The sequence below is a fragment of the Bacillus cereus group sp. BfR-BA-01441 genome (assembly GCF_022663075.1).
In the GTDB taxonomy this organism is placed as follows: domain Bacteria; phylum Bacillota; class Bacilli; order Bacillales; family Bacillaceae_G; genus Bacillus_A; species Bacillus_A cereus.
This window is the reverse complement of sequence record NZ_JAKUEU010000003.1, coordinates 108115-133791: the sequence shown is the minus strand read 5'-3', so window position 1 is coordinate 133791 and position 25677 is coordinate 108115. Positions and strand designations below refer to the sequence as shown.

Sequence of the window (25677 nt, the reverse complement as noted above, 5' to 3'; positions counted from 1 at the left end):
TTAAAATAAAAAGTAGGAAAAGTCTGTTTTAAGCGTGGAGCTTAAACAGGCTTTTTTACTTATATAATTGGATAGAGAATGCTAGAAGAAATATTACCAAGTGTATGATCTGTTTACATAATAAAGTTATGGTGGGTTAGTTGTCCTAAAATACAAGTCATATATCTTGTTTCCTCTCATAAATTTAAACATAGGAATTTGTCTACAAAGGTGGCGAAGCCTCATCATGAAAATCCGAATTTGTGCCACGTTCATGTTGTTTCTATTTATATGTTTACCTTTATCAGCTTTTGCAAAAGGAGAGGAGGCAAAGGAAAGGGTCGTTTCACTTGTATATGACGATTCGGGCAGCATGAGAAATAACGATCGCTGGAAATATGCCAATTATGCTTTGCAAAGTTTAGTTGCGCTATTGGATGAAAAAGATAAATTTTCTTACGTTCCAATGAGTAAGCCGAATGATCCATTAAACATTTCGTTAACGAAGGATAAAAGGCAAACAGAAATTGAGGGAATTGGAGCGTGGAAAACGTATTTAAATACTCCATTTAGCGCGGTAGAAACGGCGATGCAATCTATAAAAAAGGAAGCAGATATAGATGGAAAACGTGAATTTTGGCTTATTGTATTAACTGACGGGGCATTTAATGATTTAGAGAAAGATAAGGTTGGCGGAAAAGAACAAATTTTGCAGAAATTAGCCCAGTTTAAGAAAGAAATGGATGCAAAAAAGATATCGTTACATCCAGTCTTAATTACGATGGAAGAAGATTTAGGACAACAAGAAAAAGAACAACTAAATACGTTCAAGGAAATATGGAAGAAAGAGATAAATGGTGTTACGATGCCGTCAAGCGGAGAAGATGGCATTGTAAAAAGTGTAAATCAAGTGGCAGCATTAGTTGCAAATCGTGATCCATTCTCCTCTGTTGAATCGATTGTAAAAACGAAAGTAGTGGGGAAAAGAGTAGAGATTACAACACCATTTCCGTTAAAGCGTATGACGCTTGTACGACAATCGCTTTCTCTGCCCGATTATCAGGTCACACAAATTTCTAAACCATTACAATTACAATCTTCTTTTTCCATACATGCACCAGGAGAAGCAAAATTGTTCGGAAATATAGTTCATATAAGTACGGAAAATGAGGAAGTTATTAAACCAGGAACTTATACGATAGAAGTGGATCAGGACATTGAGAAAGAAGGACTACAAGTATTAGTTGAACCAGCGCTTAATTATACGGTTTCTACTTATGACAAAGATGATAGTAGTCAAAAAAATGTAGAGAAAATGTACGAAGGTGTTACTGCTGTTATTGAAGCAAAGCCTACGGAGTTGCCAGTTCAGTCTTCTTACTTTCAGGCAGAAGTAGAAATAGATGGAAAACAATATGCAATGAAGTGGAACGATAAAAGGCATGTGTTTTATTACGAAACGAAGCTTGGTAAAGGGTTAGTACGCGGGAAAGTTCATATGAATATAAAGGGGTTTTATAGACAGACGAAAGAATTTAAAATTGAAACAGCTGAGAAACCGAAATTATCACTTCAAACTGTTACAAAAGATTATGAAGAAAAAGTGACAAATTTAGAGAATAGTAAACCATTTGTTTTACAACCACAGTTAGATGGTAAGTTAATGACAGAAGAAGCTGTAAAAAAACTATTAAAATCTACTGGTGTCACATCTAAACAATCAATCAATTATGAAATAAAGCAACATGGAAATCAAATCTATGTTTATCCTCGTCCCTATTACTCCGACACATTTAATTTTACAGATACCGGCACCGTAGAAGCTACCATCGTAATGCAGGATTCAAAGTTACAAGAAGTAAAGAAAAACATAACATTCCATATTCAAGATGCTCCGTTTTATGAAAAATATGCGCTTATTTTTAAGTTTGTCATTCCTATCACTTTATTACTGCTAGTAGTAGGAATCATTGTTTTAGGATGGATTGTTCGGCCAAGATTTCACCGGAAAGCACTACTGTATTATGAATGGGATCAAGAGGTAGCGAAAGATTGGCTATATCAATCTGAACCAGAATTACTTCGAAATAAATGGTGGAACCATTATTTTGGTATCCCATTTAGAGCAGAAAGAAAAACCGTGCAATCCGTTACGTTTATAGCGAAGAAAGGTTCGAAATCTGTCTTTGTAGCGAAAGAATCACAAGTAGTTGGAATGATTATTGATGGAATGTTTATAACAGAGGATGAAGTAGGAATGGAACATAAGACACTATATCCAAATGAACTTTTACTAATTGATAGGGGATATGGTAAAGAGATTTACAAGTACGAATGTGAATAGTAGGTAGGGATAAGAAGGGGATGGAGTATTGATCCTCTTTCCCTTTTTTCAAACAAGCAAGAATAGGAAGGTGGTTCACATGACATTACAAGTTCCAACAATATTAATTGGTTTAGGTGGAATCGGTAGTACTGTGACGCATCAAATATATGAAAAACTGCCTGAAGAGCGCCGGAAAAAGGTAGCAATGCACGTATTTGATACAGATGTGAATACATTAAGTAAATTCGATCATATTCGAAAGTTTAAGACACAAACAAGTTCTAGTAAAACGCCTAGGGAGTATATTGCGGGAGATCCAACGATCCCAGAGTGGTTTCCGATGGATCCGACTATACTTGATAAACCATTAACAGAAGGAGCAGGACAGTTACGCGTCATTTCACGTTTAGCGTTACGTGCTGCGATGAAAGAAGATAAATTGACGTCTTTTTGGCAAGAAATCGAGAAAATCTTTCCGGTTACAAGTGATCAAACGGAATATGGTGTGCGTGTCATTATAGTAACATCACTAGCAGGCGGAACAGGTTCAGGGATGTTTCTGCAAATTGCTTTATATTTACGTGAAATGCTTCGGAAGAAATTGCAGCATCATAACATTTTAATACGCGGTGCGTTTTTAATGCCGGATGTTTTAGTAAAGACGAGAACGGTTAGCGCGAAAGAATTTGAAACGGTGCAAGCAAATGGCTATGCATCGTTAAAAGAATTACATGCTATTACGCTCGGGTCTACTGGAGAATTATCAAAACGCGGCGGTGTAACAATTGAATTAGAGTATCGCCCTGATCAAGTAGATGAAGACGGAAGAACGAATCATACAATTAAACAACATCATTTACCGTACAATTATTGTTTCTTATACGATTACGAAAACCTACATGGACACCATTTACACAATTTATCAGACTATATGGAACAGATGGCAAATACAATTTATTTACAGTTATTTAGCCCGATGTCCACAAGTCATTTTGCACAGGAAGACAATCAAATTCAGCAATTAGCAGAATCAAGCGGAAAAGGACGATATTGCGGGGCAGGAACGGCAAAACTCATTTATCCATATGAACATGTGTTAAAATATTGTGCTTTAAAATGGGCTGTGCAAGGTTTAGATGAATCGTGGCTTCATTTAGATCAACTGTTTCAAGAGAAGAAGCAAAGATACGATCAAGATGTAAAACGTGGGATGCAACGTGAAAAGCCGGAGAGAGGTAAAAGTTATTTAGAGGACTTGGAGCATCTTGCTACCCGTCCAGAGCAAGCTCATATTTTCTATAGACAAATGTACAATGAAACACGTGAAGGAGCAGAGGGTGGTAAGCTCGGAGTTGCGAAATCAAAACTGTTTTTAGAAGCTGTAGAAAGTTATGTACAACGAACGGTGCAAAAAGATGAGGAATTAAATCGTCTGCAACATGAGTGTAAAATTTCAGCTACGAAACTGAAAATGATGGAACAAATGAAGGGTGAAGTGGCAAGAGTGGATCATGCGGTGCGTTTATATGCGTATGCGATTCCGAGCCGGGTACATGAACATGTAACGACACTTTTATATGACATGATTGAATCAGACCGCTTTTCACCAAGTGGTTCTGAAGGGCAGTCCTATCAATTAAATACATGGTTTTTAAAGAAAACAGATCCCGTTCACCCAGTAGCAGCACGTTTTATGTTATATGAAATTCGAAAGCAGTTAGTAGAAAAAATGAATCGACTACATGAAAATAATGAACAAAAGCGTAATGTAATTCAAAATTACGATAAAAAATTTAATGTGGGTAATATTGATGGAACGGTAACGGCTGTACGCCGAGTAGAAATTGCTCAACAACAAGGCTGGTTCGGAAAAATGATTAATAATCAGCAACGTTTATTCAAAAGAGAATTTGAAGACATCGTAACGCAATATGTACACAAATTAAATGAATATCGAAAAGAAATGCTATTAGAACTTGTATATCAATCGCTATATCAAGCAGTTAATAAAATGATTCAATATTGGGAAAGATTTTTTGATAATTTACATGAAACACGTGAAAATTTACTGTTTGAAATCCAAAAGCGCAGTAAGGAATTTGAAGGGAAAACAAACCCGACGAATGTATATGTATTAGCTGAGGAACAGCTGCAAGAAAAGATATGGCAAGATATGCAGCAACATTTAAATTTAGGTGTACTACCGAAAGATATATCAGCGGAAATTTATATGAGTTTGTACGGGGAATATTGTCGTGATGCGAAAACAGAAGAGATTCAGTCGAAAAAGGTAGAGGATTTCTACCGAGAACATATACTGAGCTATTGTTATGACGAACTGCAAGTACGCTATCGTGATAAATTAGAACTGAATATTATTGAAGCGTTGCGAAAAGAAGCAGATTATAAGAAACGTGATCGCGATGAATACGTTCGTGAAAAAATTGAAGACCTGTTCCATTTAGCGAGTCCATTCGTTCCGAAAGTTGCTCATCATAGGGAATTGCAATATTGGGGTATACATCCTTCTTTAAAGAAAGAGTTGCAAGAGGAATTAATTCAAGAAATGTTTAAAGAAAAAGATACAGTACATGAAGCCTTTTCGCCATTTGAAGTGATCTGTTATCGAGCGCATTACGGCTTATCGCTGCAAGACTTTCCTAAATTATCATCAGGACATATTTCAAATGGATTTATGAATGATAAAGGTGACTATTTCCAATCGTATTATCGCCGTGTAAACAAATTAAATAGTAAAAAATCTAGTTTAACGCCGCATTTAGATAAGTATTGGCACTTACCAGCCTTTATGCCAGATTTAAACGCGACTCAAACAAAATTAGATTATGATAAATGTAATCGTGCATTACTATACGCATATATGTATCGCTGGATTAGTTTAGTTGCTGTTGATGGACAGTTTGTGTATCAATATAACGGTGTAGGACGTAGCTTTTTAATTCAGTCAATGGGGAAAAATATTTCAAGCGAAAGTTATAAATTACACAGAGCGTTGCTTCATAATCCGTTTATTTATGAAAACATCTTGTCACGATTTGAAGAAGAGCAAGAAAAGGCGATGATACAAGGTGGACATTTATATACACATCCGTTCGTATTAGGAGCCCAAGATGTAAGATGGCTTAGAAAAGAACATGTCCACAATCTTTTAGATATGATTTTAATGTATGATCGTGAAGCGAAGTATGATCCGACGTTAGAAGAAACATCAGATGAATTATTAAGACTATTCCTTGATGAAATCGAGTTGTATTTCCAGAACTATTACGGTACAGGTGCCGATATGGTGGCAAAGAAAGAGAAAGAAATGTTTATTAAACAATTGTGGGATCGCTCGCATGCAAAAGGATATGTAGATCCAAATAGCGCTCCGTATAAAAAATGGCAAAATTTATTAGGTGTTCAAGATGAAGAAGAAACGTCAAAAACGAATGTATAATGAATGAAAAGGGAATCCTTAAAAGTGGCAATACAACTTTAGAAAAGAGGGATTCTGATGCCGTTTTTAGGAAGTGTATATCAAATATTTGGGTTATATCCGGAACTTTATTATGGGATGATTTCAGCGGAGCTGCAAGAGGAAGCTCAGAAGGAGCATCTTGGAAATAGTAGTGCAGAAGCTGAAGCGGAAGAATAAAAAAAGTGCAGATGAAAATCTGCACTTTTTTGTTAGTATTAAAATGGTAAAATAACCTCAAATGAATTATTATTTTTAAATAATAATTCATTTGAGGTTATTATAATTTTTATTGCATTGTATGTAATGAAAATTGTATGAAAATCAATGTAATAAAATGTGTATGAATATTAAGGTGGAAAACAACAATGTTTTTGAGAAAATAATTATGTATAAAAATAACATTTGATACATAATCAACCGATTGTTTTTGATTGATTTATTATTGACAATATAATTAATTGTATGATAAATTCAATCAGCATTCTTAATGGTTTTTTGGTACGATTAATATTTTGAAAATTCAATACGGCATAAAGAGATTGATTTTTCTGTTTTTTTTTGAGGTGGGTTACTAAGTCTATAGGGGAAGTGAACTATGTATATTTTTATTTTTAAAATAGAACAGTAATAAAGAATGTAACAAGTAAGAGATAAACTTGAAAAAGAGGTTTCAAAGAATGAGTCTTTTCATAAAGAAAGCAATGGATGAAGAAAAGAAAAAAGTATTGAATCAAACTTTAGGAGCGATTGATCTAACTCTTTTAGGGATTGGAGCAATTATTGGTACAGGTATTTTCGTATTAACTGGTATTGTAGCAGCGAAACATGCTGGTCCGGCGATTGTATTATCTTTTGTATTAGCGGCAATTATATGTGCATGTGTAGCTTTCTGTTATGCTGAATTTGCATCTACAGTTCCAGTTTCGGGAAGTGTATATTCATATACATATATGACACTAGGTGAGATTTTTGCATTTATAGTTGGCTGGTGTGTTATGCTGGAGTATTTATTAGCGACTTCTGCGGTTGCAGCAGGCTGGTCAGCATATTTTCAGTCATTGCTACTAGGTTTTAATATTCACATTCCTACGATTTTTGCTTCGGCACCAGGAATGGGGAAGGGTGGAATCATTGATTTACCAGCAGTTCTTATTATTTTAGTTGTTACATTTTTATTAAGCCGTGGTGCAAAAGAAAGTGCACGAATAAATAATATAATGGTTATTATTAAACTGGCTGTTATTGTAGGGTTTATTGTTGTAGGGACACAATATGTAAGACCAGAGAATTGGCAACCATTTCTACCGTTTGGTTTTCACGGTGTGGTAGGAGGCGCTGCTACTGTATTTTTTGCTTTTTTAGGATTTGATGCAGTTGCAACAGCCGCAGAAGAAGTGAAGCGTCCACAACGTAACGTGCCAATTGGGCTACTTGTTTCCTTGTTCATTTGTACGGTTCTATATGTAGGTGTTTCATTCGTGTTAACTGGAATGGTTCCGTTTACGGAATTAAATGTTGCTGATCCTGTTGCATATGCGTTGCGCACTGTAGGAGAAGATAGAATTGCTGGGTTGTTATCGGTGGGAGCGATAGCAGGGCTAACAACAGTTCTGTTAGTAGCTATGTTTGCATTTGTTCGTGTATCTTACTCGATGAGTCGAGATGGATTGTTACCAAAAAGACTTTCAAGTGTCCATAAACGTTTACAAACTCCATTTTTTAATACATGGGTTACAGGTATACTAGCAGCTTTATTAGCGGGATTAGTGGATTTGAATTTATTAGCTAATTTAGTGAATATGGGAACGATAACAGCATTTGTGTTTGTATCTATAGCTGTCATTGTATTAAGAAAGACACATCCTAATATGAAGAGGCCATTCCGTGCTCCTCTAGTACCTTTTTTACCTATCGTTTCGATAGTAAGTTGTATATATTTAGCTTTGAACCTTTCTAAGCTTACTTTAATTAGTTTTGTGGCATGGATTATAATAGGTGTTTTCATATATTTTGTATATGCTAAAAAACATAGTAATGTTAGAAATAGAAATAGAAATAGAAATAGAAATAAAGTATAGTCCATTGAAATAATACTTGTAATGGAAATGAAAACACGCTACTTATTCATATAAGAACAAGTAGCGTGTTTTTTCTATTTAATAATCCCATTTTCTAAAATTTTAATAGTTGGTGCCACTTTCACATTAGCTTTTGAAAAGGCACTCGGCCAATCATCTTCGACTTGTTTCCATTCTTTATATTGAAACGCTCTCGCATAATCACCAAATCCGAATGGATCAAGTTGCTGTTTTTGAATGTTGTGGATTAAATCGTTCAAATCTTTGTTTAGTTGTTTTGTAATAAGAGAAGTTAATTTCTTTCTATCTTTGTCTATATCCATATTGAATGTAAGTTCAGAGACAGCAATTTTCAAATCCATTTTAACATGAAATTTGAAGTGGTTATCGCTATAATCTGTATGGATATCACGATTCATGCTAAGAACATTTATTGTTACGAAATCGCCGCCATCGGTATCTTTTAAATCACTATTACTTTCAACTGAAGTAGAAGGGATTTTCAATGTAAGCGAAACCGGTGTATTCGCTTTCTTTTGTAACAAAAGAAGAAGGGCGCTTTCATAACGATTTAATGACATTTTATAAATTCCGCGAGAAGTTAATAGCGCGGAACCAGTAACGATAACATCCTTTTTACCTTTTTTTATTTCTGAAATAGCAGGTGTTATACCTTTATTAAACGTTTGCCTGTGAAATTCATGGAATGTCGTAAAAACGGTCCGATTGTACAGTTTGTTCGTATTAATTAAATCTGTTAAATACTCGGGAAGGGCAGGCTTATCTTTAAAGTTATTATATATAACTGAAGAAATTGGACCGTCTACTGCAACCATGCGCATGTTTCCAGTGTTTTTAGGATCACGATACCAAACATCAAGGTAAGGCATAGCCCCTTCTTGTTTTAAAAAATTTGTGCTAAATAAAATGAGCTGTAACTTTTCTGTAGATACTAAACCGCCACTTGAGCTATTAAACGTTGCTTTTGCTTCTCGAGGTGTACGTACTTTCGCTTCATGTGTTTCGTACTTTTTTTCTACGTCTTCATTAAAAATAGGATTCACGTGGTACACAATTAATTTTCCTTTTGCTTTTGCGTCAAAGCCGTAAATTAATGAAATCGATTGTTTTTCTAAGTCGAGTCGATCTCCACAGCCTGTTAAAAAGGTTATGAGAAAGTAAAGTATAGTGAAATGAATAAAGCGCCTCATTTAAACTCTTCTCCTTTTCCAATGCTGATAAAGTGTCATGTATAAGAGAAATACGACTGGGAATAGAAAAACGATAAAATAACTAGCAGTTCCCCAAAATTCCCGCAACGCACTTATCTGATAAGAAGAAGGGATATAAAAGAATAAGATGAAAATACACCCGAATAATAAAACATAAATAGGTAATGAACTGCCTTTTTTGTTAAGAAATTGATTAATTCCATCTGAAGCAGTGAAAATATAAGGAATACAGGAATCAAAAATAATAAAGAGATAAAATGACAAAAAGATAATTTCAAATCGCTCAAGAAATGAGAAGTGAAACGGTGTAACAAGAGAAAGAGTCGGCCATAAAAACTTTGTTATACCATCTGGACTAAAATAAACAAAAGAGACAAAGGTGACTTGAAGATAAATAAATAGCGTAATCAAATTCGCAAGAACAATTCCTTTTTTTGCAGATGATTTATTACTGAGATAAGGATAAAGGACAAATGCAAACTCAAATCCGAGAAACGCAATGATAGTTGATTTTACTGTGTTTAAAACTGGTATCCAGCCTTCTTTAAGAAGAGGAAGAAGATAAATCCAATGCCCATCTTTAAGCGGAATAAACAATAGAAAAGGCATCCATAGTGTGAAGAATACAGTGAAAACAGCATAGCGACTTATAATAAGAACGCCTTTACATGCTAGCATTAACATTGGAATAGATAGTAAAATCATAATTAAAAACATTGGAGTTCTAGGTAAAATCCAAATGTGAATAACGTATAAGAGGGAAAAAATTAAGGAAATAGCTGCAAGGACAGCATATAAAATCCAAAAAATCATTCCTACTCTTCCTAGCCACTTCCCAAGATAACGAGTTAGCACATCGAGTAAAGTATATCCAGGATGCTTTTCCATAATTTTCACAATACATAAACTGACTAAAGTAGTGAGAGCACATCCAATAATAATAGACATCCAGCCATCTGTATTTGCCCCTTGTGCAACTTCACGCGGAAGTGTAAGGACACCGAATCCTACTTGAACACCACTAATCGTTAAAATGTATTGAAATAAACTAATCTCCCTCTTTGCACGTTTTGTCACTTATTATCCTCCTTTTCCTCAACATCTCTTTGCCGGTTATCTTGTTTTAATTGTAGAGATAGTGGCCGTTTCTTCATAATTTTCCATGGGAAACGTACAAGGGTATCTTTTAAATCCGAAGCAAATAACGGAGAAAAAGGACTACCATAAGGAACACCGAGAGATTCCATAGAAAGTATATGAATAATAATGATCGCCATCCCAACCATAATTCCAATGACGCCAAATAAAGAGGCGGCTATCATCATTGGGAATCGAAGAAGCCGAATTCCTGCTGACATTTCTAAGTTAGGAATAATGAAGGAGGCAACCGCAGTAATTGATACGACGATAACCATAACGTTACTAACAATCCCAGCTTGAACGGCAGCTTGTCCAATTACAATTCCTCCTACGACGCCGATTGTTTGCCCAACAGGTCCAGGAAGCCGAATCGCTGCTTCTCGGAGCATTTCGAGAACTAATTCCATTAATAAAGCTTCTAATATGGGAGGAAAAGGAATTTTGGCTCGAGATTCTCCAATCGTTAACAACAATTTGAGCGGAATCACTTCATAATGGAAGGAAATCATAGCAATATAAAGAGCAGGAGCAAATATTGCAATAAATAGCCCAGTGAAACGAAGGAGTCGTATAAAAGATGGAATCATAGGTCTGAAGCTGTAATCATCTATCGTCTGAAAAAAGGATGAAAAGGTCATAGGTCCTATTAATACGCCTGGTGAGCGATCTACAACAACGGCAATTCGCCCATCAAGAATATGATGTGCTGTTGTGTCGGGGCGTTCAGTTATTGATAATTGCGGAAAGAGAGTAAATGAATTATCTTCAACAAACCCCTCTAATTCACCAGTAGTAAGAATCGCATCAACTTTTACTGACTCGATACGGGATGCCATTTCTTTTACGACATTTTCGTTCGCAACATCTGCTAGATAAAGCAAAAAAACCTTTGAAGTAGCTCGTTCACCAACAGTGAATTCCTTCACTTTCAGTTCGCGATTTGGAATATATCGACGAATAAGTGCAAGGCTGTCGCTCGCTACTTCATTAAATCCTTCGTGTGAGCTTTTTATGGAGCTCTCTGTTGTAGGTTCTTCAATACTCCTTTTTGGTGCCGCTTGCGTATCGAGCTCTAAAGCGGATAGTTGTCCGTTTATAAATAAAATACTTTTGCCGTGTAAAAGAGATTGTTCAATGTCTGCCCACTGTTGAACTTTTTTAATATTTCCGATAGAAACAGAGGCTTTCCAAAAATCGTCTTCATTCCACTCTTTAAATAAGAGAGGACGAAGAATGTTTACGTTAATAACAGTTTTGTCTACAAGTCCTTCCATATATATGAGTGCAGCTTCCTGTCCGTTTTTTAATGGAAAAGTGCGTGTTATTAATTCTGGAATACCGCTAAACAGTTTGGACAAGTGCTTTAAATTAAGGGAAAGGGAAGAAGAGATAGATTTATTTAATGCGTAATCAGCTTGCTCTTGGGTAGAAAGAGATTTTTCACCACGAATCCATTTATTAAAAGACCCCATTTGTTCGCTTACTCCTTGTTATGTTTTATCCCGATTGGTGAGGGCTGATAATCAGTGGGGGATGAAGAAAACCCCCCACTGATTAAAGTTTCACTTTATATGGGTTATTATGGATAGTTACAAGCTGACATATGCGTAGTTTAAATTTTATATTGTATATTTTTAACTTTAACGCTATAATTATAGTGTTAAAGATGGAATCGTGATATGACCTGTTATGACTCTATCGTTTTATTTATGAATAAATGGATTGGTATTTTAGCAAGATGTGCTAATAAACTACTCCACCATGATAATAACGTGCCGAAATGTGGTGCGTATATTTTCGTGGTGGAGTTTTTTTATTCTCAAAAAGGGGGAAAGACCATGAATAACAACATGGTTCATATTACAATTGACGGAAAAAAGTATACAGCGGAGCCCGGTTCAACGATATTGGGTGTTATTAATGAGAACGGGATTGAACATCCGCAAATTTGTTACGTGCCAGAAGTAGATCCTATTCAAACATGTGACACTTGTATTGTAGAAGTTGACGGAAAGTTAATGCGTTCTTGTTCGACGATAGCAACGGAAGGTATGAACATTGAACGTGCTTCTGTTCGCGCAAAAGAAGCACAAACAGAGGCGATGGATCGGTTACTAGAAAATCATTTATTATACTGTACAGTATGTGACAACAACAATGGGAACTGTAAACTGCATAATACAGCAGAATTAATGGAAATTGAACATCAAAAATATCCTTATGAACCGAAAGTAGATGTAAGTGAAGTTGATATGACGCATCCGTTTTATCGCTATGACCCTAATCAATGTATTGCATGTGGTCAATGCGTTGAGGTGTGTCAAAATTTACAAGTAAATGAAACGTTATCGATAGACTGGGAAGCTGAGCGACCACGAGTGATTTGGGATGAAGGAGTAAATATTAATGATTCTTCATGCGTGAGCTGTGGTCAATGTGTAACGATTTGCCCTTGTAACGCTTTAATGGAAAAAACGATGCTCGGTGAAGCTGGATTTATGACGGGATTAAAACCAGATATTCTTGAACCAATGGTAGATTTAATTAAAGAAGTTGAGCCTGGATATAGCGGTATTTTTGCGGTATCAGAAGTGGAAGCGGCCATGCGTGATACTCGTACGAAGAAAACGAAAACAGTATGTACATTTTGTGGTGTAGGGTGTTCATTTGAAGTGTGGACGAAAGGACGTAAAATTCTTAAAGTACAACCTTCTTCTGATGCACCAGTTAACGCAATTTCTACTTGTGTAAAAGGAAAATTTGGTTGGGACTTCGTAAATTCTAAAGAACGAATTACGAAACCTTTAATTCGTAAAAATGGAACGTTTGTTGAATCTACATGGGAAGAAGCATTGAATGTAGTTGCAAATAAATTAGGCGCTATTAAAGAAGAGTACGGTAAAGGTTCTATCGGATTTATTTCTTCCTCTAAAATTACAAATGAAGACAATTATGTAATTCAAAAATTAGCTCGACAAGTATTTGGAACGAATAATATTGATAACTGCTCACGTTATTGCCAATCACCAGCAACGGATGGTTTGTTCCGTACAATTGGTATGGGCGGTGATGCCGGAACGATTAAAGATATTGCGCAATCTGGTCTTGTTATTATTGTAGGATGTAATCCGACAGAAGGTCATCCTGTTCTAGCTACACGTATTAAACGTGCACATAAATTACACGGACAAAAGTTAATTGTAGCTGATCTTCGTAAAACCGAAATGGCAGAGCGATCAGATGTCTTTATTAGTCCAAAACAAGGAACAGATCAAGTTTGGTTAATGGCTGTTACGAAATATATGATTGATCAAGGTTGGCATGATCAGGAATTCATTAATGAGAATGTAAACTTCTTTGAAGATTTCAAAGAAAGCCTAGAGGAATATACACTTGAATATGCAGAAGAAGTAACAGGCATTTCAAAAGAAACGCTTATTCAAATGGCTGAAATGATTCGTGATGCAGATGGTACATGTATCCTTTGGGGTATGGGGGTAACGCAAAATACAGGTGGTTCTGATACTTCCGCTGCAATTTCAAACTTACTTCTTGCAACAGGGAACTACCGTCGTCCAGGAGCTGGCGCATACCCACTTCGAGGCCACAATAACGTACAAGGTGCTTGTGATATGGGTACTTTACCAGGATGGCTTCCAGGATATCAGCACGTTACTAACGAAATGGAACGTGCGAAATTTGAAACTGCTTACGGAGTGAAAATTGATAGTGAACCAGGTCTTAATAATATCGAAATGCTTCACGCAATTGACGAAGGAAAAATGAAAGCAATGTATCTTGTCGGAGAAGATATGGCTCTTGTAGATTCTAATGCAAATCATGTACATGAAGTGTTATCGAGCCTTGATTTCTTCGTTGTGCAAGATGTTTTCCTTTCTAAAACTGCTCAATATGCAGATGTTGTATTACCAGCAGCGCCATCTCTTGAGAAAGAAGGTACTTTCACAAATACAGAGCGCCGTGTCCAAAGATTATATCAAGTTCTTCCTACGCTAGGAGATGCGAAACCAGACTGGTGGATCGTCCAGGAAGTTGCGAATAAACTAGGTGCAAACTGGAATTATAGCCACCCAAGTGAAATCTTTGCTGAGATGGCAAGTTTATCACCATTGTTCTCGCAAGCGAACTATGAAGTGCTTGAAGGATGGAACAGTTTCCATTGGGGAAGTTTTGATGGAACGAATACACCACTTCTGTTCCAAGACGGATTTAACTTCCCAGATAAAAAGGCTCGTTTTGCGATTGCTGACTGGGTACGTCCAGCTGAATTTCCAGCTGAGTTTGACCTTCACATTAACAACGGTCGTATGCTTGAGCATTTCCATGAAGGGAATATGACAAATAAATCAACAGGTATTCAAACGAAAGTACCTGGTGTTTTCGTTGAAATCTCTCCAGACCTTGCAAAAGAACGTGGCGTAAAAACAGGTTCGTTAGTTCGTCTTGTCTCTCCTTTTGGAGCATTAAAATTACGTGCACTCGTTACAGATCGTGTAAAAGCGAATGAGTTATATTTACCGATGAACTCTACAGATAACGAAACGGCAATTAATTTCTTAACAGGTCCTGCTGTGGATGTACGTACGAATACACCTGCGTATAAACAAACAAAAGTACGTATGGAAGTATTAGAAGTTGATGGCGAAAATCCGATGCCAAAAGCGAACCCACGCAATAAAAAACGTCACCCTCAAGCTGGAATTGAGGTACATCGTAAGTGGGCACGTCCAGGATATGTGCATTTAACGGATAAGTAGGAGGAGAAAACTATGGCTGCGCCTATAAAAATGATTCAAAAACAAGAATTAACTGAGGAAGAAATAAAACAGCAAAAGTTAGATGATTTAAAAGAGCTTCTAACTAATAATGAAGAAGCTCTAAATCAGATGTTTAATATAGTAGGGGAATTAAATGACATTGGAATGCTAGAAGCTGCAAATTCAATGCTAAAAGCGAAAGAACCAATTGCGAAAATTGTTCTAGGTCAAGTAACTCGTGAGCCTGTTACAAATTTAATTAATAATATGATGGGCGCTGCAGGTGCGTTAACTGAACTTGACCCAGAACTTACGAAAAAGCTTATAGGTAGTTTATTAGTCGGGCTAGAAGAAGGTAATGAACATCTAGAAAGTAATAAAAAAGTAGGGGTATTCGATCTTATGAAAGTATTGAAAGACCCAGATATTAACCGTGCTATCGGGTTTGGGCTTCATTTCTTAAAAGGTATGGGGAAAGGGTTAAAAGACGAATAAACTTCATGAAGTGAACCTTTCCGCCCAAATATTTGTAGGAAATAGTTTGGGCGGAAGGCTCATTTTGGTAAAATATATAATAGAGTAAAATGAGGCTTTTGGGAGGTATAATTGTATGTCAAAAAAAGTACATGAATTTAATGATATGATACGAAAACTTCGAAAGGAACTTTTCGGAAAAGGACCAGAACGAATTCATACTGTTTTTGCGGAAAATATGGCTATAGCGACTCTTTATGGAAACTTAACACCTACTGAAAAATTTATTTCAAGTACGATGGACGGTGCGGAAATGGTTCATATGGCTAGAACGAAAATGATTCAAGAAGTGTATGCTGCGAATTCCCGTGAACATTTGGAGGAACTTGTTGGAGCGAAATTAGTGAATTTGTTTTCAGATATGAAAGTAGAAGAAGATATTGCAGTTTCTGTATTTGTTTTTGATAAAAATATAACGTGAGAGAAGGATACTGATCGTGAAACCGATACAGGTAGAAAGAGAAATCTTTCGTTATGAACAAGGAGCAATTAAACATATAGAGGACAGCATTGTAACAGAGTTTCCTGTCACCATTAAAATGAACGGACAGGAGTTTGTTACAATGGTTAGTACTCCAGAATATATAGAAGATATGGTAATAGGCTTCTTAGCGTCTGAAGGAATCATTCGGAAGTATGAAGACATTGATAGTGTATGGGTGCAGGAGAAAGAAGGATTTGTGCATGTAACAACGACAAAAGTAAATCCGTATTATGAACAAATGCAAAATAAACGCTATATTACGTCTTGTTGTGGTATGAGTAGGCAAGGGTTTGTTTTTGCAAATGATGCACTAAGTGCAAAAAAAATGAAGGGTGTCCATGTACAGGTTGCTGCCGATGATTGTTTTCGGTTAATGAAAGAAATGCAGCAATCTGCGGATACGTTTCATCGTACTGGTGGGGTTCATAATGCAGCTTTATGTGATGTTAATGGTATTATTTTAAGCCGAATGGATATTGGTAGGCATAATGCACTAGACAAAATTTACGGTTATTGTTTAAGAAACGATATTTCTATAAAAGATAAAATCATTGTTTTTAGTGGTCGTATTTCTTCGGAAATATTATTGAAAGTTGCAAAAATCGGTTGTGAAATTATACTATCAAAATCAGCTCCAACTGAGTTAGCTTTGCAACTAGCGGAAGATTTAGGTATTACGACAATAGGATTTATTCGTAATCACTCCTTAAATGTATATACCCATCCAGAACGTGTTTTAAATATAAAATAAAAGTGAGGCAATGAAGATGAAATCAGTTACATTAGACAAGTTGCAACGTCCGTTAAAGGATTTACGTATTTCAGTTACTGATCGCTGTAATTTTCGCTGCCGATATTGTATGCCAGAAGAAATATTTGGTCCTGATTACTCGTTTTTGTCTAATGATAAAATTTTATCTTTTGATGAAATTGAAAGGATAACACGTATTTTCGTTTCTTTAGGTGTGAGAAAATTACGGATTACAGGCGGAGAACCGTTACTTCGAAGAGGGCTTCCAAAGCTTATTGAGCGCCTTAATAAAATTGATGGTGTAGAAGATATCGGTTTAACAACCAATGGATCGTTACTTAAAAAGTTTGCTCCTGATTTATATAAGGCGGGACTATCACGTGTAACAGTTAGCTTAGATTCCTTAGAAGAAGAGCGGTTTTTCTATTTAAATGGTAATAGGAGCAAAGTGCAAAGGGTTCTGGAAGGAATACAGGCTGCAGCTGAAGTTGGAATGAAAATTAAAATAAACATGGTCGTTCAAAAGGGAAAAAACGAACAGGACATTTTGCAGATGGCGCAATATTTTAAGGAAAATAAGCATATTCTTCGTTTTATTGAGTATATGGATGTTGGAAATTATAATGGTTGGGATTTAAAAGAGGTCGTCTCTAAACAAGAAATAGTAGATACGATTCATCAAGTTATGCCGTTAGAACGGATAGAAGCAAATTATTCTGGTGAAGTGGCTACTAGGTATCGTTATATAGGAAGCGATGAGGAAATAGGTATTATTTCATCAGTAACAGATTCTTTTTGCTCATCATGTACGAGAGCTCGTATTTCTGCAGAAGGAAAATTATATACTTGCTTATTTGCTTCTAAAGGAAATGATTTAAGAGAATTGCTTCGTTCTGAACATACAGATGAGGACATTACAGATGTAGTACGCGATATATGGAATAATAGGGAAGATCGTTATTCAGATGAACGCTTAAATCATACAAATAAGAAAACAATACCTAAAATTGAAATGTCACATATCGGTGGTTAATATATAAAGCTAGCGTCATAGTGAAAAATGGAAAATTTACAAGAGTTGTGGATTTTCTATTTTATAGTAAAAGTGATGATTGATATCTCTGTAAAAGATGTGCAGAGAAATTAAGCAGCATTCAAAAACCTTTTATTTTGAGGAGGTTTTTTGAAGCTGCTTTTTTATTTGGAGAAAATGGAGGAATGGGTAATGGCATTTCATAAGCCGGAACAAATTGCTGAGCTTGTCATTGAGGCCGGTGTTCAAAAAGTAAGACAGACATTGCCAGCGATGCTTATTCTCGGTTTTTTAGGAGGAGCGTTTATTGCGATAGGTTTTTTACTTAACATTCGAGTTTTAGGGAATTTACCTGAGCGCTGGGGAAGTCTAGTGAATGTTTTAGGAGGAGCAGTATTTCCTGTTGGACTCATGCTCGTAGTATTAGCAGGAGGAGAATTAATTACGGGAAATATGATGTCACTGTCTATGGCGCTTTATGCAAAGAAAATTACATTGATAAGTGTACTGAATAACTGGGTTTGGATTACTCTCATGAACTTTATTGGGGCAATTTTCGTTGCGTATTGCTTTGGACATCTTGGCGGATTAACAGAGGGAGAGTATTTAAATAAAACGGTAGCGATAGCGGAAGGGAAGTTACATGAATCATTTGGGAGAACTTTGATTTTAGCAATTGGTTGTAATTGGCTCGTTTGTCTTGCTCTTTGGCTCGCTTACGGGACGAGTGATTTTGTCGGGAAAATCATCGGAATTTGGATTCCAATTATGGCATTTGTAGTGATTGGATTTCAGCAAGTAGTAGCAAATATGTTTGTCATTTCCGCTGTTATTTTTGCTGGTCATCTAACGTGGATGGATCTGGCTAAAAATTTTGTTCCTGTTTTTATCGGAAATGTAATTGGAGGAGCTGGGTTTGTTGGTTTTGCTTACTTTGCTTGTTATCAGAAACAACATTCTAATATGAAATAGAGTTCTTGAGAGGAAGGGTATGTAATGGCTGATCGGTATTCACGACAACAGTTGTTCAAACCAATTGGGAGTAAAGGACAAGAAAAAATTCGAAATAAACATGTGTTAATTGTAGGGGCAGGCGCATTAGGAAGTGCAAGTGCCGAAAGTTTCGTACGTGCAGGTGTTGGCAAGTTGACGATTATCGATCGTGACTACGTTGAATGGAGTAATTTACAAAGGCAACAATTGTACTCTGAACAAGATGCGAGAGAGAAAATGCCGAAAGCAATTGCTGCAAAAAATCGGCTAGAACAAATTAATTCGGAAGTACAAATACATGCTTTCGTAATGGATGCAACTTCAGAAAATATGGAAGGTCTATTAAAAAATGTAGATGTAATCATTGATGCAACAGATAATTTTGATATTCGATTTGTAATAAATGATTTATCACAAAAACATAATATTCCGTGGGTATATGGTTCTTGCGTTGGATCATATGGTATGAGTTATATAATTATTCCGCAAGAGACACCGTGTTTACATTGTATGCTGAAAAATATCCCTGTTACAGGTGTGACGTGTGATACTGCTGGGATTATTAGCCCGACTGTTCAAATCGTCGCAGCATATCAAGTGGCAGAAGCGCTCAAAATTTTAGTGGAAGATTTCTCAGCAATTAGAAAAACATTTTTCATGTTTGATATATGGAGTAATCAAAATCATTTTATAAAATTAGGGAAAATAAAAACAGACGCTTGTCTCTCATGCGGTTTGAATCGAACTTATCCTTATTTATCATACGAAAATCAAACGAAAGCAGCTGTTTTATGCGGAAGAAATACAGTTCAAATTAGAACAGTAGACAATAGGAAATACAATTTTGATGATATAGAAAAAGTATTAAAAAAACTGGGAAAAGTAGATCGGAATCCGTATTTACTATCTTGCCAATTCGATGATTACCGCATCGTTTTTTTTCGGGATGGTCGTGTTTTTATTCATGGTACAAATGATATTTCGAAAGCGAAACAACTATATTATCGCGTATTCGGTTAATAGAGAGGGTGTCAACAATGGAAAGAAGAGTGCCAATTACGGTTGAAGAAGCTGTTCGTAAAGTGATAGGATTTGCTGATAAGGGCTTAAAGGAGCTATTACCAATTGAATTAGCTTATGGACGTATATTAGCAGAGGATTTAGTAGCTGACCATGATGTACCGTCATTTAATCGTTCGCCGTATGACGGATTTGCTATTCGAGCAGAAGATACTAATTTAGCAAGTTATGAAACGCCAATTGTATTTGAAGTAGTGGGTGAAATTGGTGCAGGATCGCTATTCCATGAGAAAGTAGGTCCATTTCAAGCAGTTCGAATTATGACAGGAGCACAAATTCCGAATGGGTGTGATGCGGTTGTTATGTTAGAGCTGACTCGTCAATATGAGAAGAATGGCAACAATTATATGGAAGTGAAGCGATCATTCAAAACGGGCGACAATATTTCTTTTCAAGGTGAAGATGCTCGTAAAGGAACAGTTCTTGCAAAGAAGGGATCGTACATTAATCCAGGTATTTCAGCTCTTCTTGCTACATTCGGTTATAGTGAAGTACCAGTTGCGAGAAAGCCTGTAATTGGACTGTTAGCGACTGGGAGTGAATTACTGGATGTCAATGATTCATTACAGCCAGGGAAAATCCGAAACAGTAATACGTACATGATATTGTCTCAAATTCGAAGAGCGGGCGGAAGAGTAAAATATTTTGGGAAGTTTAGTGATGATTTTAATACGTGTTTTACAGCTGTGAAAGAAGCGCTTGGCCAAGTAGATATGTTAATTACAACGGGCGGTGTATCAGTAGGAGATTATGATTATTTACCAGCTATTTACGAAAAGTTAGGTGCATCTGTTCTTTTTAATAAAGTTGCAATGCGACCAGGAAGTGTTACGACTGTAGCACAATTAAATGGCAAGTTATTATTTGGTTTATCAGGGAATCCATCAGCTTGTTACGTAGGGTTTGAATTATTCGTAAGACCGTGTATTCGGACGTATATGTTTAGTGAAAAAGTACATTTAAAAAGAGAAAAAGCGTTATTAGGAGAAGATTTTCTAAAACCGAATCCATTTACAAGATTTGTACGAGCAAAATTGCAATATGATGAGGGGAAATTAATCGCTTATCCATCAGGGTTTGATAAATCTAGCTCAGTTTCTTCATTGGCAGAATCCAACGCGTTTATCGTATTGCCGGGCGGGACAAGAGGATATAAAAAAGATATGTTTGTCGATGTTCTTTTATTAGAAAATAACGAAGGTAGTGAATGGCCTTGGACATTTCATAAAGTGAGAGGTGGTTTTAATGGGACAAGTGCTATTTGAGATTGTAGATAAACCGATTTTAGTTGAAGAAGTAACGAATAAAGTCGCAAGAAGGGAAGCAGGTGCGATTACAACATTTATTGGTACGGTGAGAGAATTAACAAAAGGAAAACGAACGCTACATTTAGAGTATGAAGCATATAAACCGATGGCAGTAAAACAACTTATGAGAATTGGTGAAGAAATTAGTGAAAGATGGCTGGATGCAAAAGTAGCAATTACGCACCGTGTAGGGCGACTAGAAATAATGGATATTGCGGTAGTCATTGCAGTTTCATCACCGCATCGTAAAGTAGCTTATGAAGCGAATGAGTACGCGATTGAACGTATAAAACGAATCGTTCCAATTTGGAAAAAAGAATTTTGGGAAGATGGAACGATGTGGGTTGGAGATCAACTTGAAAACACACCTTATCCAGAAGGAAAACCAAAGAAGGAAGAATGAGAAAATGATTACAATTTTACTGTTTGCAAATTTGCGTGAGGAAGTTGGATCGGATCGATTAGTAATTTCAGAAAAGCAAGAAATGACAGTGCAGCAATTAAAAGAATGGCTCAAAGCCACCTATTGTTTACAATCGCTGGATAAAGTGATGGTGGCTGTTAATGAAGAGTTTGTAATGAATGAAGAGATGATAAAAGCCGGAGATATAGTCGCATTAATCCCACCCGTTAGCGGGGGATAATAAGCTTTTTCACCAGATGAAGTGCCAAGAAAATGTTGTATATAAATTAGAATAAGAGAAGGGATGAGTTCTATGCTTACTCAAGAACAAATAATGAATGCATTAAAACATGTAGAGGATCCAGAGTTACACAAAAGTGTTGTAGAATTAAATATGGTTAGAAATATACAAATGAACGGAACAGAGGTTAAACTTGAAGTAGTACTAACAATCCAAGGTTGTCCGTTAAAAGCAAAAATTCAACAAGATATTGAAGAATCGCTTCACGCAATTGGTGCCTCTAAAGTGGAGGTAACATTTGGTTCTATGACACAAGAAGAACGTGCAGCTTTAACAGAGAAGTTAAAGCGAAATACTAGAACAGAAACTGGTATGCCGAGCATGCTTCGCCCGGATTCAGGAGTACGTTTTATTACGGTAACGAGCGGAAAAGGCGGAGTTGGAAAATCAACGGTGACAATTAATCTTGCAACTGCACTAGCTCGTATGGGCAAAAAAGTGGGGATATTAGATGCAGATATATATGGTTTTAGTATTCCAGCTATGATGGAAACGAATAAGAAACCAACGATGATTGATCAAACGGCAATTCCAGTCATTAGTCACGGTGTTAAAATCATGTCGATGGGATTCTTTACAGAAGAAAATAACCCAGTGATGTGGCGCGGACCGATGCTAAATAAATGGATTCAAAATTTCCTTGCGAATACGCACTGGGGAGAATTAGATTATTTATTACTTGATTTACCACCAGGTACAGGAGATGTTGCGATTGATGTTGCAGCGATGATTCCGCAAGCGAAAGAAATAATTGTTACAACTCCGCACAATATAGCTTCATTCGTTGCTTCAAGAGTTGGTGTAATGGCAAAACATACGAAGCATGAGATTTTAGGTATTGTGGAAAATATGGCTTATTATGAAGAACAAGATGGATCGAAAAATTATCTCTTCGGAAAAGGCGGCGGCGAAATGCTTGCAGAACAATTGCAAACAGAAGTAATTGCCAAAATACCTTTTGCGAAACGTGAAGAAAATAATGGTTCATCTGTATATGATGAAGATTCTCTTGTTGGAGAAGTGTTTACATCGTTAGCTGAGGATATTATTTATAGAGGATAGAGGGGGAAGTTTAGTATGGCATGTAACATTGATCATTCTATTGAAGATGTGATGAATAAGCTTGAAAGTCAAAAGAATTTTTTACCTGAAGGGATCTTTAAAGAGTTAAAGAGTTTTTTGCAAGGTATTCATTCACAGAAATTATTAAATGATGTTTTTCACCTCCTAAAAAAATATGATTTAGTCAGTGAGGAAGAACGAGAGACGAGAAACGCACAATTGTTGTACATTTTGAATTAAGTACTCTTTGGCTTTAGAATTTTTTCAGAAGGGGTGAATGTGATGGATATGAAAAAGATGATTGAAACGATAGAAGTAACTAGAGTGACTGACGAGGAATTATCGATTTCGAATTTACATCCAAAGCTTGTGAAGTTGTATAGTCAAAAAGATAGTGCAGAGTATACGAAGCTATTAAAATATATTTTATCATTATCCGTACAGCTGAAGCTGAATCTTGTATTGAAATATTTTGGTGTACGTCCCATTGTTGCTGCAGACGAGCGGGTGCAATTTCAAGAGATATTTAAATGCTTAGCTAAGAAAGATGAGAATGGGGAATGGTTTCTAAATTTTGTTTCTTTATATGTAGGGCTAATTGTAGTTCTTCGTTTTGATGAGAAAGTGATTGAGAGCAATTTTTTTGATGATATGGTAGTGGATGAATGTAATGAAATATAAGATTCTACTCATAACATTTTTCAATATTAAATGCTTTAACTGCGATTTTAGTTGGTTATGTAAATATGAAGGTAACTAATTAAGAAAAAGGAATGAAACTAGTTGGATAAAAAGAGTTCTTCAGTTGTTTCCGTCGTTTTTTCGTGTTACTATTAATCGAATTTTTCATAAGGAGAGAAAGCGATGAAATGGATTTATTTTCTTATTATTAACGTTATAGCTTTTAGCCTTATGGGGCTTGATAAACGAAAAGCAAAGAAGAAACAGTGGAGAACGCCAGAAAGTACGTTGTTTTTATCGGCGGCAGCTGGAGGAGCAGTTGGAGCTTGGATCGGCATGTATATGTTTCATCATAAAACTCATAAAAAGAAATTTGTTTTCGGCATACCGTTACTTGTTGTAATAACGGTATGTTTATTATTCGTTGTATGAGAAATGTCGAAAGAAATGCAGATTGATTATTGGTAAAGTGAGCATGTGAGACCGTATAATGGAGAAAAAATGAGAAGAGGAGAAAAAGGAAGATGGGGAGTCAATCAGCAGAGCAAAAAAAAGGGATACTATACGCGGCTGGTGCTTACACGATGTGGGGAATCCTACCGATTTATTGGAAATGGGTTGAGGAAGTTCCAGCAGATGAAATATTAGCACACCGCATCGTTTGGGCATTTGTTTTTATGTTACTCGTATTAGGTGTTACGAAGAGGTTTCGTCAGTTTATTGGGGAATTTGTGAATCTTTTTAAACGACCTAAATTATTAATGTCATTAACAATAGCTTCAGTCTTGATTAGCGGAAACTGGTTTGTTTACATATGGGCCGTTAATCATAATCATGTTATTGAAGCGAGTCTTGGCTATTATATTAATCCGCTTATTAGTATTTTACTTGGTACAGTCGTTTTAAAGGAAAAGTTAAACTTCTGGCAATATGTTGCAGTTGGTTTAGCTGGAGTGGGGGTTATCATTTTAACAGTGCGTTTCGGATCTATTCCGTGGGTTTCTCTTTCACTTGCCTTTTCATTTGGATTATACGGATTAACGAAAAAACTGTTAAACTATGATGCTACAATTGGACTTACGATGGAAACGATGTTGGTGACACCGCTTGCAATCATTTACCTTGTTATGACAGGCGCCCATGGTTTCGGCTCATTTGGATCTATTTCAATGTTATCGACATTACTATTAATAGGAGCAGGTATTGTTACAGCTCTACCACTTTTTTATTTTGCAAAAGGAGCCCAACTTATTCCGCTTTATATGGTAGGTTTTTTACAATATATTGCACCAACAATTAGCTTAATTTTAGGTGTATTCGTATTTGGTGAACATTTCACATCTACTCATATGATTGCATTTTTCTGTATATGGGTTGCATTATTTGTATTCTCGGTAGCGAAGACTAAGTTTTTAGTGCAGAAACAACCGAAATTTATAAAAAATAAATCAGCAAAAGTATCATAATGCGTAGTATTTTCTACGCATTTTTCTTTATACTTATATTATATAGAATTTCCATTATAGTCAGTAAGGAGCTGAGAACATGGAAACAATTTTACATAATGATCCGCTTATGGCAGCTGTAATTTCATGGTTTTTAGCACAATTAACGAAAGTAGTCTTCAAATTAGTTAAAACAGGTGAATTTGATTTTGCAAAGTTTTTTGCTTCAGGTGGGATGCCAAGTTCTCATGCTTCAACAGTTACAGCGCTTGCTACAGGAGTTGGAGTAGTGGAAGGTGTGGAAAGCTCGATGTTTGCGGTTGCTACAATTTTTGCCATTATTGTTATGTATGATGCTTCAGGAGTAAGGCTTGCAGTAAGTAAACAAGCAAAAATATTGAATGACTTTTTTCACGGTAGAGAAACAGAATATAAGAAGTTAAATGAACTTGTTGGGCATACACCGTATGAAGTAGTAGTCGGTGCTTTATTAGGGATTATTGTCGGAGTAGGGTATTGTTTATGAGCAGAACATTTTATATGTTCTGCTTTTCTTTGTTTTTATACATATTCAGCTACCTTTTTGAAT

23 protein-coding genes are annotated in these 25677 nt (G+C 36.1%); 20 read left to right on the top strand and 3 right to left on the bottom strand.

Annotated elements, in window-relative coordinates:
* Positions 1–226 precede the first annotated feature (226 nt).
* From MR107_RS02720 to MR107_RS02705, 4 genes are all read left to right on the top strand, one after another.
* On the top strand, positions 227–2323 hold the full coding sequence (locus MR107_RS02720) for a vWA domain-containing protein (protein ID WP_242292051.1): 2097 nt from the start codon (positions 227–229) through the stop codon (positions 2321–2323).
* Positions 2324–2402: 79 nt separating this feature from the next.
* Complete coding sequence (locus MR107_RS02715; RefSeq protein WP_000175124.1) at positions 2403–5765, top strand: tubulin-like doman-containing protein; 3363 nt, start codon at positions 2403–2405, stop codon at positions 5763–5765.
* 57 nt (positions 5766–5822) lie between these two features.
* A complete protein-coding gene (locus tag MR107_RS02710; protein ID WP_001116195.1) occupies positions 5823–5963 on the top strand; it encodes a hypothetical protein in 141 nt (46 codons plus the stop codon).
* A 500-nt stretch (positions 5964–6463) separates the two neighbouring features.
* On the top strand, positions 6464–7864 hold the full coding sequence (locus tag MR107_RS02705) for an APC family permease (RefSeq protein ID WP_141540663.1): 1401 nt from the start codon (positions 6464–6466) through the stop codon (positions 7862–7864).
* Between the two features lie 74 nt (positions 7865–7938).
* Here the strand turns inward: MR107_RS02705 and gerSC are convergent, their stop codons facing one another.
* Genes gerSC through MR107_RS02690 form a run of 3 tightly spaced genes read right to left on the bottom strand, consistent with a single transcriptional unit; the run spans position 7939 to position 11708 of the window.
* Complete coding sequence (gene gerSC, locus MR107_RS02700) at positions 7939–9075, bottom strand: spore germination protein GerSC (RefSeq protein ID WP_001252213.1); 1137 nt, start codon at positions 9073–9075, stop codon at positions 7939–7941.
* Positions 9076–10173: an endospore germination permease gene (locus MR107_RS02695; protein WP_000166517.1), complete on the bottom strand. Its 1098-nt coding sequence runs from the start codon at positions 10171–10173 to the stop codon at positions 9076–9078. It abuts the gene before it with no gap.
* Positions 10170–11708 (bottom strand): spore germination protein, encoded by a 1539-nt coding sequence (locus tag MR107_RS02690; RefSeq protein ID WP_000534525.1) that lies wholly within the window; start codon positions 11706–11708, stop codon positions 10170–10172. The genes MR107_RS02695 and MR107_RS02690 overlap by 4 nt, the downstream gene beginning before the upstream one ends.
* Positions 11709–12074: 366 nt before the next feature.
* Between MR107_RS02690 and fdhF the strand changes: the two genes are divergently transcribed.
* From fdhF to MR107_RS02610, 16 genes are all read left to right on the top strand, one after another.
* Positions 12075–15014, top strand: a complete 2940-nt coding sequence (fdhF, locus tag MR107_RS02685; protein ID WP_001063637.1) for a formate dehydrogenase subunit alpha — start codon at positions 12075–12077, stop codon at positions 15012–15014.
* Positions 15015–15026: 12 nt separating this feature from the next.
* Positions 15027–15509, top strand: coding sequence for a helical membrane plugin domain-containing protein (locus MR107_RS02680; RefSeq protein ID WP_000729897.1), 483 nt, complete (start codon positions 15027–15029; stop codon positions 15507–15509).
* Between the two features lie 115 nt (positions 15510–15624).
* Positions 15625–15969, top strand: a complete 345-nt coding sequence (locus MR107_RS02675; protein WP_000039582.1) for a Na-translocating system protein MpsC family protein — start codon at positions 15625–15627, stop codon at positions 15967–15969.
* Positions 15970–15985: 16 nt separating this feature from the next.
* A complete protein-coding gene (gene fdhD, locus MR107_RS02670; protein ID WP_000802695.1) occupies positions 15986–16783 on the top strand; it encodes a formate dehydrogenase accessory sulfurtransferase FdhD in 798 nt (265 codons plus the stop codon).
* A 16-nt stretch (positions 16784–16799) separates the two neighbouring features.
* Positions 16800–17816 carry a GTP 3',8-cyclase MoaA gene (gene moaA, locus MR107_RS02665; RefSeq protein ID WP_000844124.1) on the top strand — a complete coding sequence of 339 codons (1017 nt, stop codon included), beginning with the start codon at positions 16800–16802 and terminating at the stop codon, positions 17814–17816.
* Positions 17817–18008: 192 nt separating this feature from the next.
* Positions 18009–18788 (top strand): formate channel, encoded by a 780-nt coding sequence (locus MR107_RS02660; RefSeq protein WP_000863998.1) that lies wholly within the window; start codon positions 18009–18011, stop codon positions 18786–18788.
* A gap of 24 nt (positions 18789–18812) precedes the next feature.
* The gene (locus tag MR107_RS02655; protein WP_000785259.1) at positions 18813–19829 is read left to right on the top strand and encodes a molybdopterin-synthase adenylyltransferase MoeB; all 1017 of its coding nucleotides are present in this window, start codon (positions 18813–18815) and stop codon (positions 19827–19829) included.
* 17 nt (positions 19830–19846) lie between these two features.
* The gene (locus MR107_RS02650) at positions 19847–21154 is read left to right on the top strand and encodes a molybdopterin molybdotransferase MoeA (protein ID WP_242292050.1); all 1308 of its coding nucleotides are present in this window, start codon (positions 19847–19849) and stop codon (positions 21152–21154) included.
* On the top strand, positions 21135–21599 hold the full coding sequence (gene moaE, locus MR107_RS02645; RefSeq protein WP_000531881.1) for a molybdopterin synthase catalytic subunit MoaE: 465 nt from the start codon (positions 21135–21137) through the stop codon (positions 21597–21599). The genes MR107_RS02650 and moaE overlap by 20 nt, the downstream gene beginning before the upstream one ends.
* Before the next feature lie 4 nt (positions 21600–21603).
* Entirely contained in the window at positions 21604–21840 is a 237-nt protein-coding gene (gene moaD, locus MR107_RS02640; RefSeq protein ID WP_000628501.1) for a molybdopterin converting factor subunit 1, read from the top strand.
* Between the two features lie 72 nt (positions 21841–21912).
* Positions 21913–22962 carry a P-loop NTPase gene (locus tag MR107_RS02635; RefSeq protein ID WP_242292049.1) on the top strand — a complete coding sequence of 350 codons (1050 nt, stop codon included), beginning with the start codon at positions 21913–21915 and terminating at the stop codon, positions 22960–22962.
* Between the two features lie 15 nt (positions 22963–22977).
* Positions 22978–23202: a hypothetical protein gene (locus tag MR107_RS02630; RefSeq protein ID WP_000752375.1), complete on the top strand. Its 225-nt coding sequence runs from the start codon at positions 22978–22980 to the stop codon at positions 23200–23202.
* Positions 23203–23244: 42 nt separating this feature from the next.
* A complete protein-coding gene (locus tag MR107_RS02625; protein WP_000367300.1) occupies positions 23245–23643 on the top strand; it encodes a hypothetical protein in 399 nt (132 codons plus the stop codon).
* A 183-nt stretch (positions 23644–23826) separates the two neighbouring features.
* Positions 23827–24075: a DUF1294 domain-containing protein gene (locus tag MR107_RS02620; RefSeq protein ID WP_000871349.1), complete on the top strand. Its 249-nt coding sequence runs from the start codon at positions 23827–23829 to the stop codon at positions 24073–24075.
* 92 nt (positions 24076–24167) lie between these two features.
* Complete coding sequence (gene rarD, locus MR107_RS02615; RefSeq protein WP_000535539.1) at positions 24168–25109, top strand: EamA family transporter RarD; 942 nt, start codon at positions 24168–24170, stop codon at positions 25107–25109.
* A gap of 79 nt (positions 25110–25188) precedes the next feature.
* Positions 25189–25614, top strand: coding sequence for a divergent PAP2 family protein (locus MR107_RS02610; RefSeq protein WP_000447820.1), 426 nt, complete (start codon positions 25189–25191; stop codon positions 25612–25614).
* Positions 25615–25677: the final 63 nt, after the last annotated feature.

What these genes read in the sequence shown, in the direction of transcription:
- MR107_RS02720 (WP_242292051.1), top strand. Translation starts at nt 227, where the DNA reads ATGAAAATCCGAATTTGTGCCACGTTCATGTTGTTTCTATTTATATGT.
- MR107_RS02715 (WP_000175124.1), top strand. Translation starts at nt 2,403, where the DNA reads ATGACATTACAAGTTCCAACAATATTAATTGGTTTAGGTGGAATCGGT.
- MR107_RS02710 (WP_001116195.1), top strand. Translation starts at nt 5,823, where the DNA reads ATGCCGTTTTTAGGAAGTGTATATCAAATATTTGGGTTATATCCGGAA.
- MR107_RS02705 (WP_141540663.1), top strand. Translation starts at nt 6,464, where the DNA reads ATGAGTCTTTTCATAAAGAAAGCAATGGATGAAGAAAAGAAAAAAGTA.
- gerSC (WP_001252213.1), bottom strand. Translation starts at nt 9,075, where the DNA reads ATGAGGCGCTTTATTCATTTCACTATACTTTACTTTCTCATAACCTTT.
- MR107_RS02690 (WP_000534525.1), bottom strand. Translation starts at nt 11,708, where the DNA reads ATGGGGTCTTTTAATAAATGGATTCGTGGTGAAAAATCTCTTTCTACC.
- fdhF (WP_001063637.1), top strand. Translation starts at nt 12,075, where the DNA reads ATGAATAACAACATGGTTCATATTACAATTGACGGAAAAAAGTATACA.
- MR107_RS02680 (WP_000729897.1), top strand. Translation starts at nt 15,027, where the DNA reads ATGGCTGCGCCTATAAAAATGATTCAAAAACAAGAATTAACTGAGGAA.
- MR107_RS02675 (WP_000039582.1), top strand. Translation starts at nt 15,625, where the DNA reads ATGTCAAAAAAAGTACATGAATTTAATGATATGATACGAAAACTTCGA.
- moaA (WP_000844124.1), top strand. Translation starts at nt 16,800, where the DNA reads ATGAAATCAGTTACATTAGACAAGTTGCAACGTCCGTTAAAGGATTTA.
- MR107_RS02660 (WP_000863998.1), top strand. Translation starts at nt 18,009, where the DNA reads ATGGCATTTCATAAGCCGGAACAAATTGCTGAGCTTGTCATTGAGGCC.
- MR107_RS02655 (WP_000785259.1), top strand. Translation starts at nt 18,813, where the DNA reads ATGGCTGATCGGTATTCACGACAACAGTTGTTCAAACCAATTGGGAGT.
- MR107_RS02650 (WP_242292050.1), top strand. Translation starts at nt 19,847, where the DNA reads ATGGAAAGAAGAGTGCCAATTACGGTTGAAGAAGCTGTTCGTAAAGTG.
- moaE (WP_000531881.1), top strand. Translation starts at nt 21,135, where the DNA reads ATGGGACAAGTGCTATTTGAGATTGTAGATAAACCGATTTTAGTTGAA.
- moaD (WP_000628501.1), top strand. Translation starts at nt 21,604, where the DNA reads ATGATTACAATTTTACTGTTTGCAAATTTGCGTGAGGAAGTTGGATCG.
- MR107_RS02635 (WP_242292049.1), top strand. Translation starts at nt 21,913, where the DNA reads ATGCTTACTCAAGAACAAATAATGAATGCATTAAAACATGTAGAGGAT.
- MR107_RS02630 (WP_000752375.1), top strand. Translation starts at nt 22,978, where the DNA reads ATGGCATGTAACATTGATCATTCTATTGAAGATGTGATGAATAAGCTT.
- MR107_RS02625 (WP_000367300.1), top strand. Translation starts at nt 23,245, where the DNA reads ATGGATATGAAAAAGATGATTGAAACGATAGAAGTAACTAGAGTGACT.
- MR107_RS02620 (WP_000871349.1), top strand. Translation starts at nt 23,827, where the DNA reads ATGAAATGGATTTATTTTCTTATTATTAACGTTATAGCTTTTAGCCTT.
- rarD (WP_000535539.1), top strand. Translation starts at nt 24,168, where the DNA reads ATGGGGAGTCAATCAGCAGAGCAAAAAAAAGGGATACTATACGCGGCT.
- MR107_RS02610 (WP_000447820.1), top strand. Translation starts at nt 25,189, where the DNA reads ATGGAAACAATTTTACATAATGATCCGCTTATGGCAGCTGTAATTTCA.